The sequence below is a fragment of the Granulicella sp. L46 genome (genome assembly GCF_009765785.1).
GTDB lineage: Bacteria > Acidobacteriota > Terriglobia > Terriglobales > Acidobacteriaceae > Granulicella.
In genome coordinates, this window is record NZ_LMUT01000012.1 from 1,070,832 (window position 1) to 1,093,058 (window position 22,227).

The window sequence follows — 22,227 nt, forward strand, 5'->3', positions numbered from 1 at the left end:
CGTAAGCAGCGCGCGCTAAGCTATCCCCTCACGGTTTCGTGTAATACACAACATAGAGCGTCCCCGGCTCCGACCCAAGCCATCGCGAATAATGCACCGGCGCGAACGGCGCCTGCCCGTAGCACGCGCCCGGGTCAAACGAGATCCCATACCGCGGCACAATGTGCGGCGTCAGATCATGTCCGTTCACGTCGCACGTGCCCGCGGGCAGCGGCGGCGCTTCCTTATACATTCCCTTCGGATTGATCATCCTGTAATCGTTGATGAAACCCGCATGCTCGAGCTCAACCCCCTGGTTATACTCCCAGCCATTGTCCACCGCCGTATCAGGAACGCCCGCCGCCAGCAGTTCATTCGCCAGCACCACACGCCCGCGATCGACCGCAAACGTATTGTGCGTATTCACCACTCCATAGATCGCCATCACCCCCACCAGCGCGGCGCACACCCACGGCAGCTCGGGCCGGATCGCATCCTGGTAGTACCGCACCATGCAAACCAACGCGACCACCAGCAGCGCCAACAAGTAGCGCTCGGTCAAATGAAAGTCTCCCGCGCGCGGAATCAGCAACAGCACATACACCACCACGAACGGCCCCAACAGCAAACCCAGCTGCTTCCAGGAAACCCCCGCAGCATTCTCCGTCCTCCGCGAAGTCCGTCCATCGCCCAGCAGCGAGATCAAACCCAACACCCCGCCGACCGACACAACCGTCACCAACGCCTGCACCGCTCTATTCAGAAACAGAGGCGGATTGCCTTTGAGGATCATGAACTCGTACACCCCATGCACGCCCACCCAGTCACCACCCGTCGGGTCCAGTGGAAAGCTGCCACGCACATGGCTCGGATACGTCGCTAGGAATAAACAACCTGCAGCCAACACCGCGCCAACCACCAGCACCCACCGCCGATTCCTCCGTATTCCCGGCAGGAACAACGCCACAATCGGAAGCAGCAGAAACGGCGCATCCAGAAAGATATGCCCTAATTGGCCCGCCGCTTGGCTCGCATTAAAGCTGTCAGAAAACACATGCTCCGGCACGTTGTAGGGCTGGTGTTTGAACCACTGCAGGCATCCAAAAACCCAAAGCATCCCCGCCACATTCACCGCCGCCGCCCCAACAAATACATTCCTCCGCGACCGCAGCAGCCACACCGCCGACGGCACCATCACCAAAATCCCCAGCCAGGCAATCTGTCGCGACGTCCCACAGATTCCATCCGCTGCCACGGCAAAACACACCCACCCAACCGCCGCCCGAGGCGTCGCAGCCTGCAGCGCGCGCAAGCATCCATACAGGCACAGCACGATCGCAAACAATCCCTGGATGTCCGACATGAACGTAACCGAAAGCACCAGGTACAACGGGGAGAGCACAAGCGCCAGCGTACCCAGCATCGCATTCCGCTCGCTTATATTCGCCCGCACCAACACCCGCTGCAACACAAACGCCAGCACCATCGACACCAGCAGCGTGCTCATTCGCACCGTCGTCAGCGAGTAACCAAACAACTTAATAAACAACGCCCCCAGGTAAAGCTGCCACCCCAGCATCGGCGTCGTTGGCCCGTTATAAAAGATGTGCCCGGTCTCCGCCACCTTGCGCGCAATCAGGATGTACGACATGTCGTCGCATACGCCCATCGTCGTATACGGCCAACTCACCAGTTCGCACACCAGCACCGCGAACGCGCAGAACAACGCCGGCAGCCGAAATTTACGCGCGACTCGCAATCAGCACTCTTCCTTCATCGCTGCCGCTGCTCCGCCACAGGAAACTCCGGCAGCCGGCTGAACTGCACCTCATACACATCCGGCTCCTCAAACCCCGGCCCCAACAGTCGCAACGACGCGTTCCCCAACTGCGCCTGGTGCATCATGTACGGCGGCAGCCAGTACGTCCCCAACATCACGCCTACCGCCATCAGCGCATGACGGTGCTCCGGCAAAAACTCGCCCACATCCATCGTCTGATATCCCAGCAGCTTTCCAAACACCAGAAAGTTTCTCTGCGACGTCTCCGACATCGGATACGTACGGACCTCCGCAAAATCCGTCAGAAAATACAGCCGCCGTTTCAGTTCCGGTGAAGCATAACAATCCAACCGCGTATAAAGCAGGTGATCGCCCACCAGCACCGGCAGATCGCTTCTCTCCAGCACCTTCACCCACTGCTCGCTGTTGTATCGCGCCGCCAGCGCGGCATGCACGCTCTTTGGATGCACCAGCGCGCGAATACCCTGGGGCATCGTCTTCAAATCCACCTTCAGCGTCACCGCCGCAAACAGGATCAGCAACACCGTCCCCGCCGCTCCCGTTCGCCGCGACTGCTCAGCAAACGAGGCCACCAGCAGAATCCCCAGCCCGATCGCATACCCCATCACATAATCCGCGCGATACGCATGCAGCAGGTACGACGCCGGCAGCACGAACGCCGGCAGCGCTGTCAACAGCCCCACCAGCATCCACTCCGGCCCTGAAAATTCCTTCTTCCTCTCCGTCAATTCCTCTGCACTCTTCCCATCCGCAAGCATCAGCGACGCAATCAATCCCGCGATCAGCAGGATCACCAGGAACCGCCAGTTGGTTGCGAAATAGTCGATATACGTCTGCTTCATCAGCGCTGAACTCGGCTGCGACCAGAAGTTCGAGCCATACAGTTTCGCCGCCCTCAGATCACCCGCCAACACCGGCAGCAGCGCCGCCGGAAACAGCACCAGCGCTGCCCACATCGCCCAGTTAACCCGCCGCCGCCGTGCATCCGCCCGCCATTGCGCCGCCGCAAACGGCACCATCAGAAAAACCGCAAACGTATGCGAAGAGATCGCCACAGCCAGTCCGCACCACACCCCGAACGCGCCCCATCCGCTGCTTTGCTCCAGCCCCTTTTGCCAGCAGATCATTGCAAATCCCAGCCCCGCCAGCTCCAACGTGTAGCTCTTCGCAAATACCGCAAAGGCCAGCAGCGGAAACGTCGTCAGCAACAGCACCACAGCGAACGCATACACAGCCGCATAGCGCCGTCGCACAAACACAAACACGCACCACAACATCCCCAGGAAACTCACGATCGCCGGGAGCCGCGACCGAATCTCGTCATCCACCGGGAAGATTCTCAGCGCATGCAACACCAGCGCATACAACAGCCCAATCGTATCCAGCCCACTCGCATAAAAATTCCAGATATCGTGCCAGTGCGGCAGCGCAGCCACCCGCACAATAATCAGCTCGTCATACCAAAGGTAGTCGCTCGCAGCCAGCCCCACCAGCGCGACGAACAGCAGGCACAGCAGCACAACCATCCCGGCCCCGGCATGCTGTTCCACCTTCTCTTCGATTCGTTCGAGTGCAGAGCTTGCCTTCTGTTTCGCCGCGGATCCTAAAATCATCTATCTCTCGACTTTGATGGTTGTCAGTAACTTATAATCTAATCGTGCGCGAAACAGCGCAGCAAGCATCTATCGTTATGCACGTTGTCGACGCAGTCTGAACAACGCTCCTAACCTTCTTCGGTGACTCGCCAGAGGATCTCAATGCCGTCTTATGATCTTTGCATCGTGATTCCCACGCTGAACGAGCGCGAGAACATCGGCATCTTGCTGGAGAGGTTGCGCAACACCCTCCATGATATCCGCTACGAGGTCATCGTCGTCGACGATGACTCACCCGATGGCACCGCAGCCGTCGTCAAGCACCTCTCCCGCACCCAGGACAATCTCCACGTTCTCCATCGCATCGGCCGCCGCGGCCTCTCCTCCGCCTGCATCGAGGGCATGCTCGCCACCGCCGCACCGTACATCGCTGTAATGGATGCCGACCTCCAGCATGACGAGACCGTGCTCCCCGAGATGTACCGCAAGATATCTTCCGAAGACCTCGACCTCGTCGTCGGCTCCCGCAACATCGGCGGCGGCAGCATGGGCGACTTCTCTGACTGGCGCATCAAACTCAGCCGTCTAGGCCGCCGTCTCAGCGGAGTCGAGCGTCACGCCCACCTCACCGATCCCATGAGCGGCTTCTTCATCGTTCGCCGCTCTTTCTTCGAGCGCATCGCCCATCGCCTCACCGCCATCGGCTTCAAGATCCTGCTCGACGTCGTCCTCTCCGCCGACGGCCAGGTCCGCGTCGGCGAAGTCCCCTACCACTTCCGCCTTCGCCAGCACGGCCAAAGCAAGCTCGACCTCATCGTTGGCCTCGAGTACCTCGAGCTCATCCTCGACAAATTCATCGGCAGCTACGTCTCCGTTCGCTTCGTCCTCTTCTGCCTCGTCGGTACCATCGGAGCCGTCATCCATCTGCTGCTTCTCGGCCTCCTCCTCAAGGTCGAACGCTTCACCTTCATCGAGTCGCAGGCCTGCGCCACGGGCATCGTCATGATCCTGAACTACGTCCTCAACAACTCCTTCACCTATCGCGATCGCCGCCGCCGCGGCTCCGCCTTCTGGTTCGGCATGTTGAGCTTCTGCATTGCGTGCTCACTCGGCGGCATCGCCAACGTCCTCATCAGCGCCGAAGCGTTTCGTCAGGGCATGCCCTGGCCCCTCGCCGGCATCACTGGCCTGCTCTTCAGCGCTGTCTGGAACTACGGCGTCACTGCCATGACCACCTGGCGTCAAGCCCGCCGCTCTGCCGCTCTCCGCGCCGAACGCCGTGCCCAGGCCTCAGCCCTCCCCGACGACACCCCCGTCACCGCGACCGAAATCCGCCACTAGCCATCTAGACCGGATCGCACTCCTTAGCCGGCACATGCACCCGCGCCTCTCCATGCGTGCGGCTGTATCCCGTAAAATGCCGAATCCCCGCCGCGGCAATCAATACCAGCGCCAGTCCGCACACCCCATTCCATCCCCAACGCCACCACGCCCAACCCGCCAGCGCCGACCCCATCGCACCGCCCGCAAAAAATATCGTCATATAGATCGTATTCAGCCGACTCCGCGCCCCCGCTCCCAACCCAAAAATCCGCGTTTGGTTGCCCACCTGCATCATCTGCTGGCCCACATCCAGCGCCACCACCCCCACCACCAACGCCACCATGTGCCATGCAGTCGACGCCCGCAAGCCCTCCGTCACCAGCAGCCAAATATACGAGCCCGTCATCACCGCGCCCGCCGCTGTCACCACGAACCGTGTCCCCCGCTTGTCCGCCAGCCATCCCGCAAACGGCGCAACCAGCGCACCCGCCGCGCCCACAATCCCAAACGTCCCCGCCACGCCCGGCCCCAGCCCATAATGCGAATTCAGCAGGTACGCCAACGTTGTCCAGAAGCAGCTGAATGACGCAAATGTCAACGCCCCCAGCACGCCCGCCTCGCGCAACAGCGGCTCAGTCCTGAACAGCGTCCACAACGACCGCATCGCCTGCCCATACGTCAGCGACTCTCGCGGCAGCATCCTCGGCATCACCTTCCACATCACTGGCACGAAAGACAAATTCAGCACCGCGGCCACCAAAAACACCGATCGCCATCCCGCCACGTTCGCCAGCCATCCCGCAAACGTCCGCGCCAGCAGAATCCCCAGCAACAGCCCCGTCATCACCGTCCCAATCGCTTTGCCCCGCTGATCATGGTTCACCAGGTCTGGAGCAATCGGCAACACCACGTGCGTCACCGCGGCCATCAACCCCACCAGCGCGCTCGCAACAATCATCCACGCCAAACCCTGTGCGAGCGCCGCCAACACCAGCGCCACGCTCACCGCCGCATACATCCGCATCATCAGCGAGCGCCGCTCCGCCACATCGCCCAGCGGCACAAAGAATAAAATCCCCGCCGCATAGCCCAGCTGCGTCGCCACCGCCACCCACTCCATCGCCCGCGCATCGCGCCCAAACGTCTTGCCCATCACCAGCAACAGCGGCTGGTTAAAGTAAATCGACGCCACGCCCACCGCGCACGCCACGCCTAGGAACGGCAGTGCCCATCGTCCCGCCATCGCACTCTGCTGCCTATCGTCCAAACAACAACCTCAACTCTCAGCCCAATCGGATTTCCCGCAAACTGCGCCGCAGACTATCATCTTACCTAAGGCCTTTATGTCTCAGCAGGACACCATTGCCGTAGCCATGTCCGGTGGCGTCGACTCCTCCGCCGTCGCCGCGCTCCTGCACGCCCAGGGACACCCTCTCGTCGGCCTCACCCTCCAGCTCTGGAACCAGCGCCGCCTCGCCGCCAACTACGCCGACCTCGGCCTCCCCGAAACCGTCCCCCAGGGCCGCTGCTGCTCCATCGACGACGTCTACGACGCTCGCCATGTAGCCGAGCACCTCGGCATCCCCTACTACCTCGTCAACGCCCAGGACCGCTTCGAAGCCGAGGTCGTCCGCCCCTTCGTCAGCGAGTACCTCGCCGGCCGTACCCCCATTCCCTGCACCCTCTGCAACAACCACCTCAAGTTCGATCAGCTCCTCCTGACCGCCCGCCAGATCGGCGCGGAGCGCATCGCCACCGGCCACTACGCCCGCAATCACTACGACGGAGCCCGCGGCCGTTGGATCCTCTCTCGCCCAGCCGACCGCAGCAAGGACCAGACCTACTTCCTCTTCGGCCTCACACAAGACCAGCTCTCCCGCACCCTCTTCCCCCTCGGCGAAATGCAGAAGCCAGCCGTCCGCTCCATGGCCGCCGACCACGGCCTCGATCTAGCCCAGAAGCCCGACTCGCAGGAAATCTGCTTCATCCCCGGCGGCAGCTACCAGAGCTTCCTCACCGCCTACCTCGCCGAGCAGGGTGAGCCCCTCCCCGATTCCTCCGGCGAACTTGTCTCCACATCCGGCGAAGTCGCAGGCCGCCACGAAGGCATCCACGCCTTCACCGTAGGCCAGCGCAAGGGCCTCGGCCTCAGCAGCCCCGACCCGCTGTACGTCCTAAAGATTCATCCCGATTCCCATCAGGTAGAAGTCGGCCCCGACGATCAGCTTCTCTCCACCCGCCTAACCGCCAACCGCCTCAACTGGGTCTCCATCCCCGAGCCCTCTGAGCCCATCCGCGTGGCCATCAAGATCCGCCACCGCCACGAGCCCGCTCCCGCAACCCTCCGCGTGACCGGCCCCGACACCATCGAAGCCGTCTTCGACGAACCCCAGCGCGCCATCACCCCCGGCCAGTCCGCAGTCTTCTACCAGGACGACGAAGTAGCCGGCGGCGGCTGGATCTTCTAACTCACCCTCTCGCCCACCAATCCGGGTCTCCATGCAATATCTCTAAGACAGACACGCCCGGCGTTTATCTCCGCCCAAACGGCGATCTTGCCGCCAGAGTCTCAACCGCAGCCCGCACGCCCGCGATCACTCCCGCAACCTGCTTCAGCGGCGCTTTGATCCCATGCTGCACGGTCTGCGAGATCTCCTCGGTAGCCTGCATCGCATCAGTCACGATGTTATCCGCGCGCTGCACCTGCACTCGCGTGCGCCCATTGATGTCGCGCATCGTCGCATTCAATTCGGTCATGGTCGCGCCCAGTTCGTCCACCTTCACCCGCACGGTCGACGAGATGTGCTCGGCACTCTCCCCAACGCTCTTCACCTTGGGCTCAAGCTCCTTCAGAATGTTTGCGGTCCGATCCATAATCGGCCCCGTCTTCGTCTCCACGATGTCCGCAATTACGCTGACCTTGTGCAGCAGCTTCGCCCCAAATGCGGCGCCCACAAGCACGCCAATCGCCTGCGCCACCAGCGCTAGCGCGATGACCGCGAGAAAGAGCATCGCCCAATGAATATCGCGTTGCGTCAACTCCGAAGTCGACTGGAAGATAACCACTGCTACGCTACTCAGTACCGGCATGACTCTGCTCCTGTTCGCCCTGCAAACTGTTGATCGTTACTATCTTGTGCGTTTCCTGCACATCCATGCAAGTGCCGCAGTCGCACATCCACTGCCCACCAGCAGCCAATCGCGACGAAGGGCCGGCAGTCACCGGCCCTTATCGCAACAAGTCGTCACCTATTTCAACCACGAACCAATCAGCCTAGACAACCGGCGTCGAATCGTTCGTCTTCGACACATACGCTTCCTTGCCAGCATCCATGGCAGCCTTCGCCGCGTCGGCCTGTGTCTGGATCAGGTCCTTGCCCTTGTCCACATACTGCGACCACTGGGTGCGTCCCTTGTCGTAAAACTCCTTGCCTTTGTCGACATAATCCGCCGCAACCTGCTTGCTCTTGTCCACATAATCGCTCGCAGCCTGCTTGCCCTGCTCGGCATAAGCTGCCGCCTGGGTCTTGCCCTGCTCATAGAGGTCGTTCGCGCGATCTTTCGCTTCAAGCGCGCCGGCCCTCAGGTCGTCGCGGGTCTCTTTGCCCGACTTCGGCGCGTACAACACACCAACCAGCGCCCCGATACCCAGCCCTGCCAGAAACCATCCGAATCCGCCTGCGCTGTCATTGTCTGCCATTACACTCTCCTATCGAGACTTAACCTTCTGCGACAGCATACTCTCTTCCGGCTTGTAAATAGTTCGAAATTCCGGTCGTAGAAACCCATCGCTTGCTGTAGTCTCTCTCTTACTGGATGCCTCAACAACACCCGCGGGTTGCGTCCCCCGCCGCTCCTGCACACGTCCCTGGCCCCCACGCTCAAACGTCCTTTGCACGCAGCCTCAAGTACAGACCTCCTTACAGCTAGGCAGCCGGTCCGCACTCCTCCTCCGAGCACCCCTACCCCTCCACTTTGCATCCAACGGACGTAATGCAGTCCAACAATTTGTCCCTCCTGCCGCCGCGTCACTGGCTTCATCGTAGCGCCATGCATCGCTCCTTTTGCAGCTTCACCCGTTTCCACGGCGTCTAACCACCTAACGATGGAGATCGGCCGAAACCCCCGCCTCTCCGCCCTGTCTCGCGCGGAGCTTTTCCGCCCACCAGCCTCTCAGAAGGAATCACGACCTTGAGCGCGCAAACATCCCAGGCCAACCGCTCCCATCCCGACCGAAAGCCCGCTGGCTTCCTCTCGTTTACCCTCCACGCCCATCTCCCCTGGGTCGTCAACCACGGCACCTGGCCTCATGGCATCGAGTGGCTTCACGAAGCCGCTGCCGAAACTTACCTTCCGCTCCTCCGCGTCCTCGGCAATCTCGAGCGCGACGGCATCGCCCTCAACTGCAGCCTCAATCTCTCGCCGATCCTCCTCGAGCAGCTCGCCCACCCCGTCTTCAAGACCGAATTCCCCCGCTATCTCGATCGCAAGATCCTCTCCGCCCGCGAAGACGAAGCCTACTTCCTCTCCGTCAGCGAATTTCACTACGCCGAGCTCGCCCGCTTCTGGCAGAAGTACTTCACCGACGCCCTCACCGACTTCCAGGCCCTCGACGGCGACATCATCAAAGGTTTTCGCCACTTCAACGACGCCGGCCTCATCGAGATCATCACCTGCTGCGCCACCCACGGCTACATGCCGCTGCTCGGCACCGACGAAAGCGTTCGCGCCCAGGTCCGCACCGCCGTCACCGCCCACCAGCGCCACATCGGCAAACACCCCCGCGGCATCTGGGCGCCCGAGTGCGGCTATCGCCCCGCCGGCCTCTGGAACTATCCCGTCACCCAGCAGGACGGCTCACCCATCGCTCCCGGCTTCAACCGCATCGGCATTGAACAGGCCATCAGCGAATCCGGCATCGACTTCTTTTTCGTCGACACGCACCTCGTCGAAGAGTCCGCCCGCACACCGTCCCCCTACGAGCTCCGCGATGGCGCCATCGTCCGCTCCACCGACGAGCCCATGACCCACAACGACTATCGCCGCCTCTACCAGCCCTACTACGTCCATGGATCCTCCGCACCCGCAGAGCAGCAGCACCCCGTCACCGTCTTCCCTCGCGACCCGACAACCGGCACCCAGGTCTGGTCCGGCAACTTCGGCTATCCCGGCGACAGTAACTATCTCGACTTCCACAAGAAACGCTGGCCCGGCGGTCATCGCTACTGGACCGTCACCGGCGCCAACGTCGACATGGCTGACAAGCAGCCCTACGATCCAGCCCGCGCCGCCGAGCGCACCCAGGCCCACGCGTCGCACTTTGTTCATCTAGTCTGGGAAGCCCTCAACGCCGCCATGAACGACGCAGTCCCTCCCATTCTCTCTTCGCCCTTCGACGCCGAGCTCTTCGGTCATTGGTGGTTCGAAGGCCCACAGTGGCTCGAGGCCGTCGCTCGCACGCTCCACGACTATCCCATCGGCATCCATCTCACCTCCGGCTCTCAATACCTCGATCAATTCCCCCGCGCCGGCTTCATCCAGATGCACGAGGGCTCCTGGGGCGCCGAAGGCACCAACCACGTCTGGATGAATCCCGAGACCTCCTGGACCTACGCCCAGATCTATCCCGCCGAGCTCTACCTCCGCGACGTCTGCACCGCCGGCACGTGGAAGCCCGACGGCCATGCCAACCAGCCCATCCTCGAACGCGTCGTCAAACAGCTCTGCCGTGAACTCCTCCTCCTCGAATCCTCTGACTGGCAGTTCCTCATCACCACCGGCGCCGCCAGAGACTACGCCGAGCTCCGCTTCGAGACCCACATGGATCAGTTCAATGAACTCAAATCCATCTGGCAGCACCTGGAATCCCACGGCGACATCACCTCCGAACAGGAAGAACGCCTCGCCGCCATCGAAGCGCGCGATAGCATCTTCCCCGACATCGACCCCGACTTGTGGGCCGTCGGCTCCCGCCAGCATCGCGCCCCGGACTCTCCCCACTCGCACGCCGCCGGCGACACGCCCAACCACCTCAAGCTCCCCACCGCCGATCCTCCATCCAACAATGGCTCGTCGGCCCGGCACGCATCACCCGATCACGACCCCTCCCCCATCCCAATTCCGAAGTACGATCCCACCCCTTCTGCCTGATCGCGCCCGCCTGCATCTAACTGCATCAGTTGTTCCATTCGCTACCAGATGAGCTCTTCTCCCTTCACCCACCCATCCCGGCCCCGCTCCCCACAACGCCCCCTACGCCCCCAGCTGGTCCCTCGCTCGCGCCCTCGCTACTCCGCCCTTTCCCTCTGGCATCTCCTCTCCCTCGACGCGCCCACCGTAGCCACCCTCTGGACCGTCTTCATCGCCCGCTGCTCCCACCTCCATCTCCCCTGGACCGAGCCAGCCGCCATGTTCCTCGCCGTCTGGATGATCTATGCCGCCGACCGCCTGCTAGACGCCCGCCTCGCCGACACCCCGCCTCTCGAATCTCGCCTCTCTCCCACCGACCTCGAAACCCGCCACCGCTTCCACCACGCTCACCGCACCGCCTTCCTCGCCTTCATCGTCTTCAGCTCCATCGCTCTAGCCGTTCTTCTCCACCGCATCGACTCAGGCGCCCTCCACCTCTACGCCCTTCTCGCCACGCTCCTCGCGGCGTGGATGCTCCTGATCCACATCCGCCCCGCACCCAACGGCCCTACCGGCCGCCTTCCCAAGGAGCTAGCTGTCGGCATCTTCTTCCCCGCGGCCGTATTCATCCCCACCCTCGTCCGCACCACCCCCACTGCCGCCGCCATCCACTTCATCGGCTCAGCCGCCAATTGGATCCGCCCCAGCCTTCTGCCTTCCGCCCTCCTTTTCGCCGCCGTCTGCACCCTCAACTGCCTCTGCCTCTACGCCTGGGAACACCCCACACCCCGCAACCAGGAACTGTCCACAGACGACCCACCACCTACAGCCGAAATACCACACCAGCAAGCCCATTGGACAACCCGCTGGGCCACCTCCCATCTCACCACCATCGCCCTCGTGATCCTCGCCGCCTCTACCATCGCGTCGGTCAGCCGCGCGCTCCCCATCGCCCTTCCGGCCCTCGCCTGCTCCCTCAGCACCGCGGCCCTCTTCGCCCTCAATCTCTACCGCCGCCGCCTCTCCCCCATCCACCTCCGCGCCACCGCTGACCTCGTACTCCTCACCCCGATCCTCTTCCTTCCCTTCGTTCGATGACGCCCCAGCAGCGCGCTGAACCAAACTTCGACCGCGTAGCCCGCATCTATCGCTTCGCCGAATACCTCTCCCTGGGCCCGCTGCTCCAGCGCACCCGCACCCACTTCCTCCACGATCTCCCACCTCGCCATCAAGCCCTCGTCCTCGGCGACGGCGACGGCCGCTTCCTAGCCCGCCTCCTCGCACACCGGCCCCACCTAAGCGCCCTCGCCGTCGACACCAGCGCAACCATGCTTCAACTTCTCCATCACCGCTGCCAACCCTACATCCATCGCGTCCGAACCCTCCAGGCCTCTGCCCTCACCGTCACTCCACCTCCCGATACCGACCTCATCGTCACCCACTTCTTCCTCGACTGCCTTACCCAGCCCGAGCTCACCACCCTCACCCACCAAATCGCTGCGAACACCGCCCCCGGAACCCTCTGGCTCCTCTCCGACTTCGCCATCCCCCAACGCGCACTCCTCCGCCCCCTCGCCGCCCTCTACATTCGCTTCCTCTACTTCGCCTTCCGCATCCTCACCGGCCTCCGCGTCACCCATCTCCCCGACCCGCAATCCACCCTCACCTCCGCAGGCTTCACCCGCGTCGCCCGCCACGAACTCCTTTGCGGCCTTCTTTACACAGAAATCTGGCAACTCCATTAGAATCGCTCTAGAGCCTCATGCAGACAGCTCTCCAATCCGTAAACGATCCACAATCAGACCCCGAGCCAGCCGCACCCTCGCTGCCCGCACCCGACCCCGGCATCTTCCAACCCCAAACCCCGCAACCCCAACCACCCACTACCGTTCCACCGCATCTCACCCCTAAGCAATGAACCTATTCATCCTTCGTCACGCCAGCGCCGGTAGTCCTCGCGCCAATCCGCTCCTCGACCTCAAGCGTCCCATCGATAAGGACGGCAAGACTCAGTGCCTCCAGCTGGCCCACGTCCTCAACGCCCTCAATCTCAACTTCGATCTCGTCGTCTCCAGCCCGCTCAAGCGCGCTCAGCAGACCGCCCAGCTCGTCGCCACCGAGACTGGCTACGAACAGAAGCTCCTCATCTCGAACGCCCTCGCCCCCGCCGCTACCTTCGCCCAGTTCCAGCGGCTTCTGCGCGACAGCTCCACCTCCGAGAACATTCTCGTCGTAGGCCACAACCCCAACCTCACCCAGTTCCTCGGTCAACTCCTTGGCGTCGGCGCAAACGCTGAAACATCCGGGACCCCACGCGTCCGCCTGCGCAAAGGATCGCTCGCACGCGTCAACTTGCAGCGCGGCAGCGCAGTCCTTCAGTCCCTGATTGATCCCCGCGTTGTCCGAGCGCTCTACACCACTTCAATCAAGAGCTCGCGCCGAAAGACCTCGCGGAAATAACCGGCCTCCTTCTTCAGCGACCACAGCTCCAACTCCGCCCCACCCCGCGCTGGAATCAGCTCCAGCACCACCCGCTTCGGATAGACTTTTGTCCTCACCCGGACGGCCACCGTCGCCCGATCCTGGTTCAGCGCCTCCGCCAGCCGAAGCAAAACCACAGCGCTCTGCACATGCGCATGCTCCTCTACCGGGACATACCGCATCGGCCGATCCATCGCCTCCGGCCGGCTCTTTCCCAGGTATCGCGCAATCGCCGCCACAATCGCTCGCTGCGCCGGCGAAAACCCAAAGATCTCCGAGTTCGCAATGATGTACTGCGTATGCCGATGATGCCCCTGGTGGTTCATATACTTCCCCACCTCCTGCATCATCGCCGCCGCCTGTATCCACAGCCGATACTCCGTCGGCAGCTGATGCACCGCCTCCAGCTGATCGAACAATTGCACCGCGTGCTGTCTCTCCGGTTCTACCTTGCGCGGATCAACCCCATACCGCCGGCAGACCTCGAGCACACCCTCCCACCGTTCAGCCTCCATCGTCCGGTGCGCGCTCGTGCGGACATCCGTATCCGCCAGCATCTGCGCCAGGATTCCATCCCGCAGCCCCAGCCTCGAAAATCGATACCCCTTCAAATGCATTCGTTCCAGCAGCGCCGCATACACCTGCGCGCCGCCGACAATAATCTCTGACCTCCTCGGCCCGATCCCTGCCACCGCCGCCCTCTGCGCATTGTTCAGCTTCGCCAGCCGATCCGCGATCTTGCGCACCGACGGCGTGTCCGCAGTCAGAATCTCCACCCGCTTCGCAGCAACCTTCTTCGCGGCCTTCTTCCCAATCCCCGCCCGCGTGCTCTTCTTCTCCAATCCCAATGCCAGCGCACTGCTCGCCTCCGCCAGCGCCGCCGCTGTGCCCGACGTAGCAATCACCAGACTCACCTTCGGCTGCCCCAGCTTCCGCTCCGCCCTCCCCAGCTCGCGATCGATAAACTTCCGCAGCCGCGCCACATCTTCCTTGCTCGGCGGATCGTTCCTCAGAAACTCAGCCTGCAATCGCACCGCGCCCAGCGGCAGACTCACCATCTCCTGAATCCGCCCATGATCGGAGATCGTTACCTCGCAGCTTCCGCCGCCCAGGTCGATCAGCAAACACCGCCCCTGCGCCCCCGGCTCATGCGTCACAATCCCCAGGTGAATCAGCCGCCCCTCTTCCAACCCCGAGATCACCTCAAGATTCCACCCCGTAGCCGACTTCACCCAAGCCTTGAACGCATCCGAGTTGCGCGCATCCCGCACCGCGCTCGTCGCCACCACCCGCACCTTGTCCACCACCTGCGCCTGCACCGACCGCTGAAACCGCTTCAGCGTCTTGATCGTATTCGCCATCGCCTCCGGCGAAATCACTCCCGTCTCAAAAACACTTTCCCCCAGCCGTGTCACCTCGCGGTCTTCAAACAGCGTCTTTAACCGGTGTTGCTGCACGGAGGCAATCGCCAGCCGGCATGAATTGGACCCGATATCGATTGCTGCAAAGGTAGGCATCGTCTTCTGCATCCTTACACGTCAAATGCGGTGGAAAAACAGCACAACCCACATGACATACCGCCACCCTACAGGGCGTGTACATTAACGGATCAACAATCCGCGCGTGTGAACCTTCGCAGCTTCGCTATGCTTAGGACATCGTTCGTCGCGGGCTTGCTCGCTTTCCCCCAACCCGCACCCTGAGTACGACCGCCTATGCCGCTCGACCCATTCTCTCCCCGACCATCGCTCGCCTCCACCCACGCCCCCGAAACTGTGGTCGTCACCGTCACTCCCAACCTCCCAGCCAGCCTCACAGACCACGCCGTCTCGAGGCTAACCCACACCCCACCCGCGTCCGGCCCCCGCTCCGCCCGCACCCCTCTCCTCACCCTCATCGGCCTCTGGCTGCTCCTCTACGTCTCCGCCGCCTTCACCCCGCCCCTACTCGACGACGCCGACGCCACCCACGCCCAGGCCGCCCAATCCATGCTCGCCACCGGTGACTGGGTCACCCTCCACGTCGACGGTATCCGCTACCTCGAAAAACCGCCCCTCCCCTATTGGATCACCGCCGCCAGCCTCAAACTCTTCGCCCCCGCCCTCGACCCGCTACGAACCGAACTCCCGCCGTCCGCGCACGACCCGGGAGCCCCATCCGTGCGCGCTTTTGCGAACGGGTGGGATACGGAAGCCTTCGCCGTCCACTTCCCCCTCGCCCTCACCATCCTCGGCCTCGTGCTGCTCGGCTACGCCTGGGCCCGCCGCGCCTTCAACGATACCGCCGCCCTAACCACCGGCCTCTTCCTCCTCACCTCCACCGGCGTCTTCCTCTTCACCCGCGTCTTCATCCCCGACGCCCTCCTCTCCCTCCTTCTAGCCTTCACCCTCTACGCCTTCCTCCGCTCCCTCAACCCACCAATCTCAAGCCGCTCTCCGAATCACCAAGACTCTGTCATCCCGAGCGAAGCACCTAGCATCAAGACACCTGTCACCCCAAGCGAAGCGCGCAGCAGCAAGACACCTGTCATCCTAGGCGAAGCGCGCAGCAGCAAGACATCTGCCATCCCGAGCGAAGCGCGCAGCGCGCAGCCGAAGGACCCCGAAGGTCTCCCTCTCCCCACAGTCGCCAATCTCTTTCCGTCCACAAATTCCTCCGCAAGCGTCTGGCCCTACGCGATGTGGCTCGCCCTCGCCCTCGCCGTCCTCACCAAGGGCCTAGTCGCGATCGTCTTCATCCTCGCCACAACTCTCCTCTTCCTCGTCTGGACCCGCCGACTCCACCAATGGCGCAACCTCCGTCCCTTCACCGGAACACTCCTCTTCCTAGCCATAGCGGCCCCCTGGCACATCCTCGCCGGCCTGCGCAACACCGGCGGAGCCAACGGCCACGGCTTCTTCTGGTTCTATTTCATCAACGAGCACGTACTCCGCTTTCTAGGCCGCCGCATCCCCCGCGACTACAACAAGCTCCCCACCACCCTCTACTGGCTCCTCCACCTCGTCTGGCTCTTCCCCTGGAGCCTCTTCGCCCCCGCCGCCCTAGTCACCGCCTACCGCAAACGCCGCACAATCCTCGCCCGCCCTTCATCCAGCCAAAACACTGTCATTCTGAGCGAAGGCACTTACGGCTCCATCGTGAATGCCGCAGCCGAAGAGCCTGTCCTGAGCGTGTCGAAGGAACCCCGAGGAACTCGATCCAGCCTCAACCGCTCGTCCCTTTCCGCACCCGCCAGCAACCAGGTACCCCAAGGCTTCAGCCTTGGGTCTCATAGCCCCGCGAAAGGAGCGGGCTTTAGCCCCGTGGGTATGCCTGCCTCAACGCCAGGCGACGCAGCCACAACCTTCCGCCACCAAACCATCCTCCTCCTCCTAATCTTCTCCACCCTCGTCCTGGCCTTCTTCTCCCTCTCCACCAATCAGGAGTACTACACCTTCCCCGTCTACCTCCCACTCCTGATGCTGCTAGCCGCAGCGCTCTCCTCCATCGAGCGCAACCCGCCAGACCCCACCCTCCGCCGAGCCCTCACCTTCACCTTCGCGACCTACACCGTCCTCGGCCTCGCCATCGCCGCAGCCCTCGCCTACGGTCTCTGGTCTTCCCGCCACCTCCCCTTCGTCCCCGACATCGGCGATCTCCTGGCCCACCGCAGCGTCGGCGACTACACCCTCTCCATGTCGCACTTCTTCGACCTCACCGGCCCCTCCTTCGCCGCCCTCCGCCTCCCCGCCTCGCTCGCACTCACGGCCTTCCTCATCGGCCCGGCGATCGCGTGGATGCTTTACGCACGCCGCCGCTTCCTTCCCGCGATCCTCTCCATCGCCGCCACCAGCAGCGTCTTCCTCATCGCTGCGCACATCGCCTTCGTCCGCTTCAACCCCATGCTCTCGTCTGTAAATTTCGCCGAGACCATCCAAACCCTCGAGCGCACGAACCAGATCGCCCCTAACAACGAAATCCTCATCTACGGCGATCAGGCCTTCGGCTCCTCCATCCCCTTCTACCTGGACCGTCAAGTAGAGTTAGTCGACGGTCGCACCACCTCCATGCTCTTCGGCAGCACCTTCCCCGACGCCCCGGCCATCTTCCTCACCTCCGCAGACCTCCTCGCCCAATGGGGCCACGGCCCGCGCAAACTCCTCTTCGTCCCGCTGGAACAGCGCGACGTCGTAGACCAACTCCTCGGCTCTCGCCAGATCATCCTCCAGCAAACCTCCGGCAAAGCCCTCATCACCGACCGCCCCCTTCAGTCACCTATAAACAACAGGAGACAATCGGGTACCCCAAGGCTTTAGCCTTGGGTCTCATAAACTCGCAAAAAAGAGTGGGGCTTTAGCCCCAGGAATTCCGCAAGCCATTCCGCTCGCACAACCATGAAAGCTCTTCGTCTCAATTGACCTCCGCATCCCCCATCCCGACCACCCCCACATCGCCCCTCCGCCGCTGGCGAACCTCATCGCTCGCCCTCATCGTCTCCTTCTGGGCGATCCTCCAGATCGGCGGCCTCTTCACCCCCGGCCTCCTCGACGACGTAGACAGCGTCTACATCCAAATCGCCCGCGAGATGCTCCAGCGCCACGACTTCGTCACCCCCACCATCGACGGCGTCCGCTTCTTCGACAAGCCCCCCCTCATGTACTGGATGGCGGCCGGCTCCATGCGCCTCTTCGGCATCCACGACTGGGCGGCCCGTCTCCCCCTGGCCCTCGGAGTCCTCGCCCTCCTGCTAGCCGTCTACGCGCTAGGCATCCGCTTCTACGGCCACACCCAACCCTCGCGGTCCGCGCAGGACCTCTCGCCGTCCGCGCAAGACTTGGGTGCCCCATTCATACGCGGCCCCATCGCGGATGGGTGGGATGCAAGGCTCCCTCAGTCCCACGTCCCGTCCGATCGCGCCGGTCTTTACGCCGCCCTCGCCATGGCCACCTGCATCGGCCCCTACATCTACACCCGCTTCTACATCCCCGACATCCTCATCGCCCTCTGGATGACCCTCGCCGTCCACCTCTTCCTCCTCGCGTTAGAACGAGTCAGCAACCAGCACCCCGGCCCGAACAAACTCTCACCGTCGGCCCAGGACCTCCCGTTATCCGCGCAAGATGCTGTCATCCTGAGCGCAGCGCGCAGCGCGCAGTCGAAGGACCCCGAAGCTGCCTATCGCACTACAGCAGCCAAGCCCTTTCCCCCCGCGCCCTCAGCCCTCCTGCCCTGCCTCGGCTTCGCCGCAGTCACCGCCCTCAACCTCCTCACCAAGGGCCTCATCGGCGTCGTGTTCCCGCTCGGCTTCGTCCTCCTCTACCTAGCCTTCACGCACCGCCTCAAACTCCTCGCGAAACTCCACCTCATCCCCTCGACACTTGTCTTCCTCGCGATCGCCGCACCCTGGCACATCCTCGCGGCCATTCGCAATCCACCCATCCCAATGCCCCCCGGCCTCGGGCTACCCGCGCACGCCGGCTGGGCCTGGTTCTATCTCTACAACGAGCACATCGCCCGCTTCCTCGGCCACCGCATCCCCCACGACTACGGCCAGGTCCCCATCCCCATCTTCTGGCTCCTCCTCCTCCTCTGGCTCTTCCCCTGGGTAGCCTTCCTCCCCGCCGCCCTCCGCAACGCAATCCGCGCCCTCCGCGCCCGGCCCGCCTCCGACCCCAACCTCCGCTTCGACTCCGACCCCAACTTCTCCTACTCAAGCTTGGGACAACCACAATCCCAACTCTCGCCGTCCGCGCAGGACCGCGAGGCCGCCCTAACCTGCCTCCTCTGGGCAGGCATCATCCTCGGCTTCTTCACCCTCTCTTCCCGCCAGGAGTACTACCACCTCCCCGCCCTCCCAGCCCTCGCCCTCCTCGTCGGCGCCTTCCTCGCCTCCGCCGACCGCAGCCCCCACAATCCAACTCCCGCCGTCCGCGCAGGACTCCGCGCAAGCCTTTACATGCTCGTCCCCATCGGCACGCTCCTCTTCCTCCTCTGCAGCTATCTCGCCCTCACCGCGCCCACCCACGCGCCCAACACCACTCTCAGCGACGTCCTCCGCTCCAACCCCAACCTCTACAACCTCTCCCTCGGCCACGTATTCGACCTCACCGGCCCCGCCATGGGCTTTTTCCGAGGACCACTCCTCACCGTCGCTCTCGGCATGCTAACCCTCGGCCCCATCGCCTACATCGTTCGCAAGCGAAACCCCTTCGCAGCCAACCTGCTCATCGCCGCCGCCATGACCGCCGTCCTGCTCGCCGCGCACCAGGGCCTGGTCCGCTTCTACCCGATCCTCGGCTCGAAAGACCTCGCCCTCGCCATCGACCGCGACCTCCGCCCCGGCGACATCATCCTCAACGACGGCGAGCTCACCTCCGGCTCCGCCCTGCTCTTCTACACCCCCCAATCCGCCGCGCCCATCCTGCTCGTCAACGGCCGCGTCAACGGCCCCTGGTTCGGCAGCTTCTATCCCGACGCTCCCCAAATTTTCCTCAACGACACCCAACTCACCCACCTCTGGTCCGGCCCCCAACGCCTCTTCCTCCTCACCGACCACCCCGAAGCCCGCACCCTCACCCTCTCCCCCTTCGCTCCCGTCCACATCTTCGCCACCGCCGGCGACAAAACCATTCTCACCAACAGATAGAGCGCCCAGTTGTCCATTCTGCCTTCCCGGTAAACGCAACGTCCCGCCGACGCACAACGGATACCGGACAACAGAGAATTAAAGCCAAGAACTTTCCCCCGCCCCGCCTCGTATAGTTCCTCAGCGCCTCCGGCGTCCCACACCCACCGCAGGCCTAAGGAGCCCCACATGAAACGTTGCCGCACCCTTTCCGTCGCCGCTCTTTCTCTGTCTGTCCTCGTCCCCACCTTCACACTTCCCGCCTGCGCCCAACCTCAACCAGCCCAGTCCCCGGCATCCTCGCAAGACAGCACCGCTCCGGCCATGCACATGGTCCCCGCCCGTGCCTCACTCAACGGAGCACTCGTCGCCAGCAAGGTAAAAGCCGGTGATGAATTCCACGCCACGCTAGCCGAAAAAGTTCAGCTCCAGAACGGCCCCAAACTCCCCGCCGGAACCATCCTCATCGGCCAGATCTCCACCGATGACACAAATCAATCCGGCACGTCCAAGCTCGCCCTCCGCTTCACCAGCGCCAAACTCAAAGACGGTCAAACCGTTCCCATCAAAGCCACCATCGTCGGCATCCTGGACACCGGACTCGCCAACCAGGATACCTACCGCCTCAATCCCAACGGTCAAACCCCTGCCAGTTGGAATGATGGCACCCTGACCGTCGATCAGCTCAATGCCATGAACGGCGTCGACCTCCACAGCAAAATCTCAAGCAGCAACTCCGGCGTCTTCGTCTCCGCCAAGGACAACATCAAGCTAGTCAACGGCGGCGAACTCGAACTGGCCATCGCCCAACAGCAGCACCCGATGAACAGCATGAGCGGTATGAGCGGCAACCAGTAAACCGAAAAACGTTGTCAGTTCTTCGTTCTCAGTTCTCAGGAAAGGCGCACGCCGTTCTCAGTTGTCGGTTATCAGTCGGCGAAGTTTTTGCCCTTACTGAGAACTGACAACTGAGAACTGAGAACAATAGTTGATAAGTCGCAACACCCTACTCCTCCACCCGCCCGCCATCCTTCAGCTTGTAAACCTTCCCGCGATAATAAAAGTTCTCCCCACCGTAACTCCCCACCCACAGCACCCACCCCAACAAATCCCTTAGCGGATAAATCATTGCGTTAAACAAAATATCCGGATCACCCAACACCCCAAGAATCGCCCCCGCCTGCAGCCACCGATTGACCACCATCGCCAACAACCACAACACTCCAATCACCGCATGCCCACTCAACAATCCCCAAACCAAACCCAGCAGCCCAAACGGCATGGCAAACGTAAGCCCGCTACCGAGATGTCCCCACGGCCGTGATCGCCGCGTGCTCTGCATCCATCGCAACTGGTTCCGAAAGCTAAGCCAGAACGGCGAATCCTGCACCATCAGCCGAATGATGTACGTCGCCATCTTCACGCCCGTACCCTGTGCCGCCAGCCGATTCCCAATCACAAAATCATCGGCATAAAACTGTCCCAGCTCATCGAACCCACCCACATCCTGGAAGCTCTTCTTGCGCACCGCCATCGTCGCGCCCAGCGCAAACTTCGTCCCCTCCAGCATGTCCGCCACCAGCACACCCGAGCTCATCTCCACACTCTTTCCCACCGCATCCAGCTGCGACGCAAACCCCGGGCCACCATTCCCTGTATCCGGCTGAGCCGTCCCCAAATAGATGCAGCTAGCCAGCCCCATGTGCGGATCCTTCAGCGTCTGCACCATGCGCAGCAGATAATCTTTCTCCACCCGCACATCTGCATCGCTGGTCACATACAAATCGTTCTTCGCCACCGAGTCCATCTTCGCCAGCGAATACACCTTCGCATTATGAAACTTCGGCGTCGGCTCCCCACACGTCACATACCGCGCGTCCACCTGCGGATACGCTTGCCCCACCGCACGCGCCAGCTTCAATCCCTCATCCGTGTCGAACCGCGCGCAAAACAGCAGCTCCCACTCCCCCGGATACTCCTGCTCAAAGAACGAAGCGATATTCCGCTCCATCCCCGGCTCGGTCCCATGCAGCGGCTTCAGCATACTCACGGCAGGCAAAAAATCCGCAGGCGCACTCTGCTCCCGCCGCTTGCGCAGACCAAACCGCGCCGCCGCCGCCAACACCATCCCGCAATAGATCGAAGAGGTGACCGACCCAACCATCGCCACCCAGAAAATAACGTGCAGCAAAACCTTCATCGCACCATACCGATAAAAAGATAACCAAGTACTAAAAATAAAAGTTAGCCAAATAAAATTGGCTTGCGCGCCAGCATCCCACCGCAGCCAGCACCACACCCAAGTCTACGCGACC

Annotated in this window: 17 protein-coding genes; 10 read left to right on the plus strand and 7 right to left on the minus strand. The window is 62.6% G+C overall.

The window, feature by feature from the left end; translation table 11 throughout:
* Positions 1–28: 28 nt before the first annotated feature.
* Positions 29–1,738, minus strand: a complete 1,710-nt coding sequence (locus GSQ80_RS13925) for a glycosyltransferase family 39 protein (protein ID WP_158788189.1) — start codon at positions 1,736–1,738, stop codon at positions 29–31.
* A 14-nt stretch (positions 1,739–1,752) separates the two neighbouring features.
* Positions 1,753–3,393 (minus strand): glycosyltransferase family 39 protein, encoded by a 1,641-nt coding sequence (locus GSQ80_RS13930; RefSeq protein WP_158788190.1) that lies wholly within the window; start codon positions 3,391–3,393, stop codon positions 1,753–1,755.
* A 144-nt stretch (positions 3,394–3,537) separates the two neighbouring features.
* On the opposite strand from GSQ80_RS13930, the gene GSQ80_RS13935 reads away from it, so the two are divergent.
* Entirely contained in the window at positions 3,538–4,716 is a 1,179-nt protein-coding gene (locus GSQ80_RS13935; protein WP_158788191.1) for a glycosyltransferase family 2 protein, read from the plus strand.
* Positions 4,717–4,720: 4 nt separating this feature from the next.
* Here the strand turns inward: GSQ80_RS13935 and GSQ80_RS13940 are convergent, their stop codons facing one another.
* Positions 4,721–5,941, minus strand: a complete 1,221-nt coding sequence (locus GSQ80_RS13940) for an MFS transporter (protein ID WP_158788192.1) — start codon at positions 5,939–5,941, stop codon at positions 4,721–4,723.
* A gap of 100 nt (positions 5,942–6,041) precedes the next feature.
* Here GSQ80_RS13940 and mnmA point away from each other — a divergent pair, with 100 nt between their 5' ends.
* Entirely contained in the window at positions 6,042–7,166 is a 1,125-nt protein-coding gene (gene mnmA / locus GSQ80_RS13945; RefSeq protein WP_158788193.1) for a tRNA 2-thiouridine(34) synthase MnmA, read from the plus strand.
* 64 nt (positions 7,167–7,230) lie between these two features.
* On the opposite strand, the gene GSQ80_RS13950 is transcribed toward mnmA, so the two are convergent.
* Together GSQ80_RS13950 and GSQ80_RS13955 are read right to left on the minus strand one after the other, a co-directional pair.
* Positions 7,231–7,788: a hypothetical protein gene (locus tag GSQ80_RS13950; protein ID WP_158788194.1), complete on the minus strand. Its 558-nt coding sequence runs from the start codon at positions 7,786–7,788 to the stop codon at positions 7,231–7,233.
* Positions 7,789–7,972: 184 nt separating this feature from the next.
* Positions 7,973–8,398, minus strand: coding sequence for a YtxH domain-containing protein (locus GSQ80_RS13955; protein WP_158788195.1), 426 nt, complete (start codon positions 8,396–8,398; stop codon positions 7,973–7,975).
* Between the two features lie 491 nt (positions 8,399–8,889).
* On the opposite strand from GSQ80_RS13955, the gene GSQ80_RS13960 reads away from it, so the two are divergent.
* The 5 genes from GSQ80_RS13960 to GSQ80_RS13980 are packed head-to-tail and all read left to right on the plus strand — an operon-like array spanning position 8,890 to position 13,287.
* Positions 8,890–10,848: a glycoside hydrolase family 57 protein gene (locus GSQ80_RS13960; protein ID WP_158788196.1), complete on the plus strand. Its 1,959-nt coding sequence runs from the start codon at positions 8,890–8,892 to the stop codon at positions 10,846–10,848.
* 48 nt (positions 10,849–10,896) lie between these two features.
* On the plus strand, positions 10,897–11,925 hold the full coding sequence (locus GSQ80_RS13965) for a hypothetical protein (RefSeq protein WP_158788197.1): 1,029 nt from the start codon (positions 10,897–10,899) through the stop codon (positions 11,923–11,925).
* Positions 11,922–12,572 carry a class I SAM-dependent methyltransferase gene (locus GSQ80_RS13970; RefSeq protein ID WP_158788198.1) on the plus strand — a complete coding sequence of 217 codons (651 nt, stop codon included), beginning with the start codon at positions 11,922–11,924 and terminating at the stop codon, positions 12,570–12,572. The genes GSQ80_RS13965 and GSQ80_RS13970 overlap by 4 nt, the downstream gene beginning before the upstream one ends.
* Positions 12,573–12,589: 17 nt before the next feature.
* A complete protein-coding gene (locus tag GSQ80_RS13975; RefSeq protein WP_158788199.1) occupies positions 12,590–12,745 on the plus strand; it encodes a hypothetical protein in 156 nt (51 codons plus the stop codon).
* The gene (locus GSQ80_RS13980; RefSeq protein WP_158788200.1) at positions 12,742–13,287 is read left to right on the plus strand and encodes a histidine phosphatase family protein; all 546 of its coding nucleotides are present in this window, start codon (positions 12,742–12,744) and stop codon (positions 13,285–13,287) included. Before GSQ80_RS13975 ends, GSQ80_RS13980 begins: the two co-directional genes overlap by 4 nt.
* On the opposite strand, the gene GSQ80_RS13985 is transcribed toward GSQ80_RS13980, so the two are convergent.
* Positions 13,239–14,825 (minus strand): Ppx/GppA phosphatase family protein, encoded by a 1,587-nt coding sequence (locus tag GSQ80_RS13985; protein WP_158788201.1) that lies wholly within the window; start codon positions 14,823–14,825, stop codon positions 13,239–13,241. The genes GSQ80_RS13980 and GSQ80_RS13985 overlap by 49 nt on opposite strands.
* A gap of 198 nt (positions 14,826–15,023) precedes the next feature.
* On the opposite strand from GSQ80_RS13985, the gene GSQ80_RS23410 reads away from it, so the two are divergent.
* The 3 genes from GSQ80_RS23410 to GSQ80_RS14010 all read left to right on the plus strand — a co-directional run bounded on the left by GSQ80_RS23410 (position 15,024) and on the right by GSQ80_RS14010 (position 20,770).
* Positions 15,024–17,603 carry a glycosyltransferase family 39 protein gene (locus GSQ80_RS23410; RefSeq protein ID WP_254059641.1) on the plus strand — a complete coding sequence of 860 codons (2,580 nt, stop codon included), beginning with the start codon at positions 15,024–15,026 and terminating at the stop codon, positions 17,601–17,603.
* Between the two features lie 269 nt (positions 17,604–17,872).
* On the plus strand, positions 17,873–19,933 hold the full coding sequence (locus GSQ80_RS23415) for a glycosyltransferase family 39 protein (protein WP_254059702.1): 2,061 nt from the start codon (positions 17,873–17,875) through the stop codon (positions 19,931–19,933).
* A 168-nt stretch (positions 19,934–20,101) separates the two neighbouring features.
* Positions 20,102–20,770, plus strand: a complete 669-nt coding sequence (locus GSQ80_RS14010; protein WP_158788202.1) for a hypothetical protein — start codon at positions 20,102–20,104, stop codon at positions 20,768–20,770.
* 148 nt (positions 20,771–20,918) lie between these two features.
* On the opposite strand, the gene GSQ80_RS14015 is transcribed toward GSQ80_RS14010, so the two are convergent.
* Positions 20,919–22,112 carry a glycosyltransferase gene (locus tag GSQ80_RS14015; protein ID WP_158788203.1) on the minus strand — a complete coding sequence of 398 codons (1,194 nt, stop codon included), beginning with the start codon at positions 22,110–22,112 and terminating at the stop codon, positions 20,919–20,921.
* Positions 22,113–22,227 lie beyond the last annotated feature (115 nt).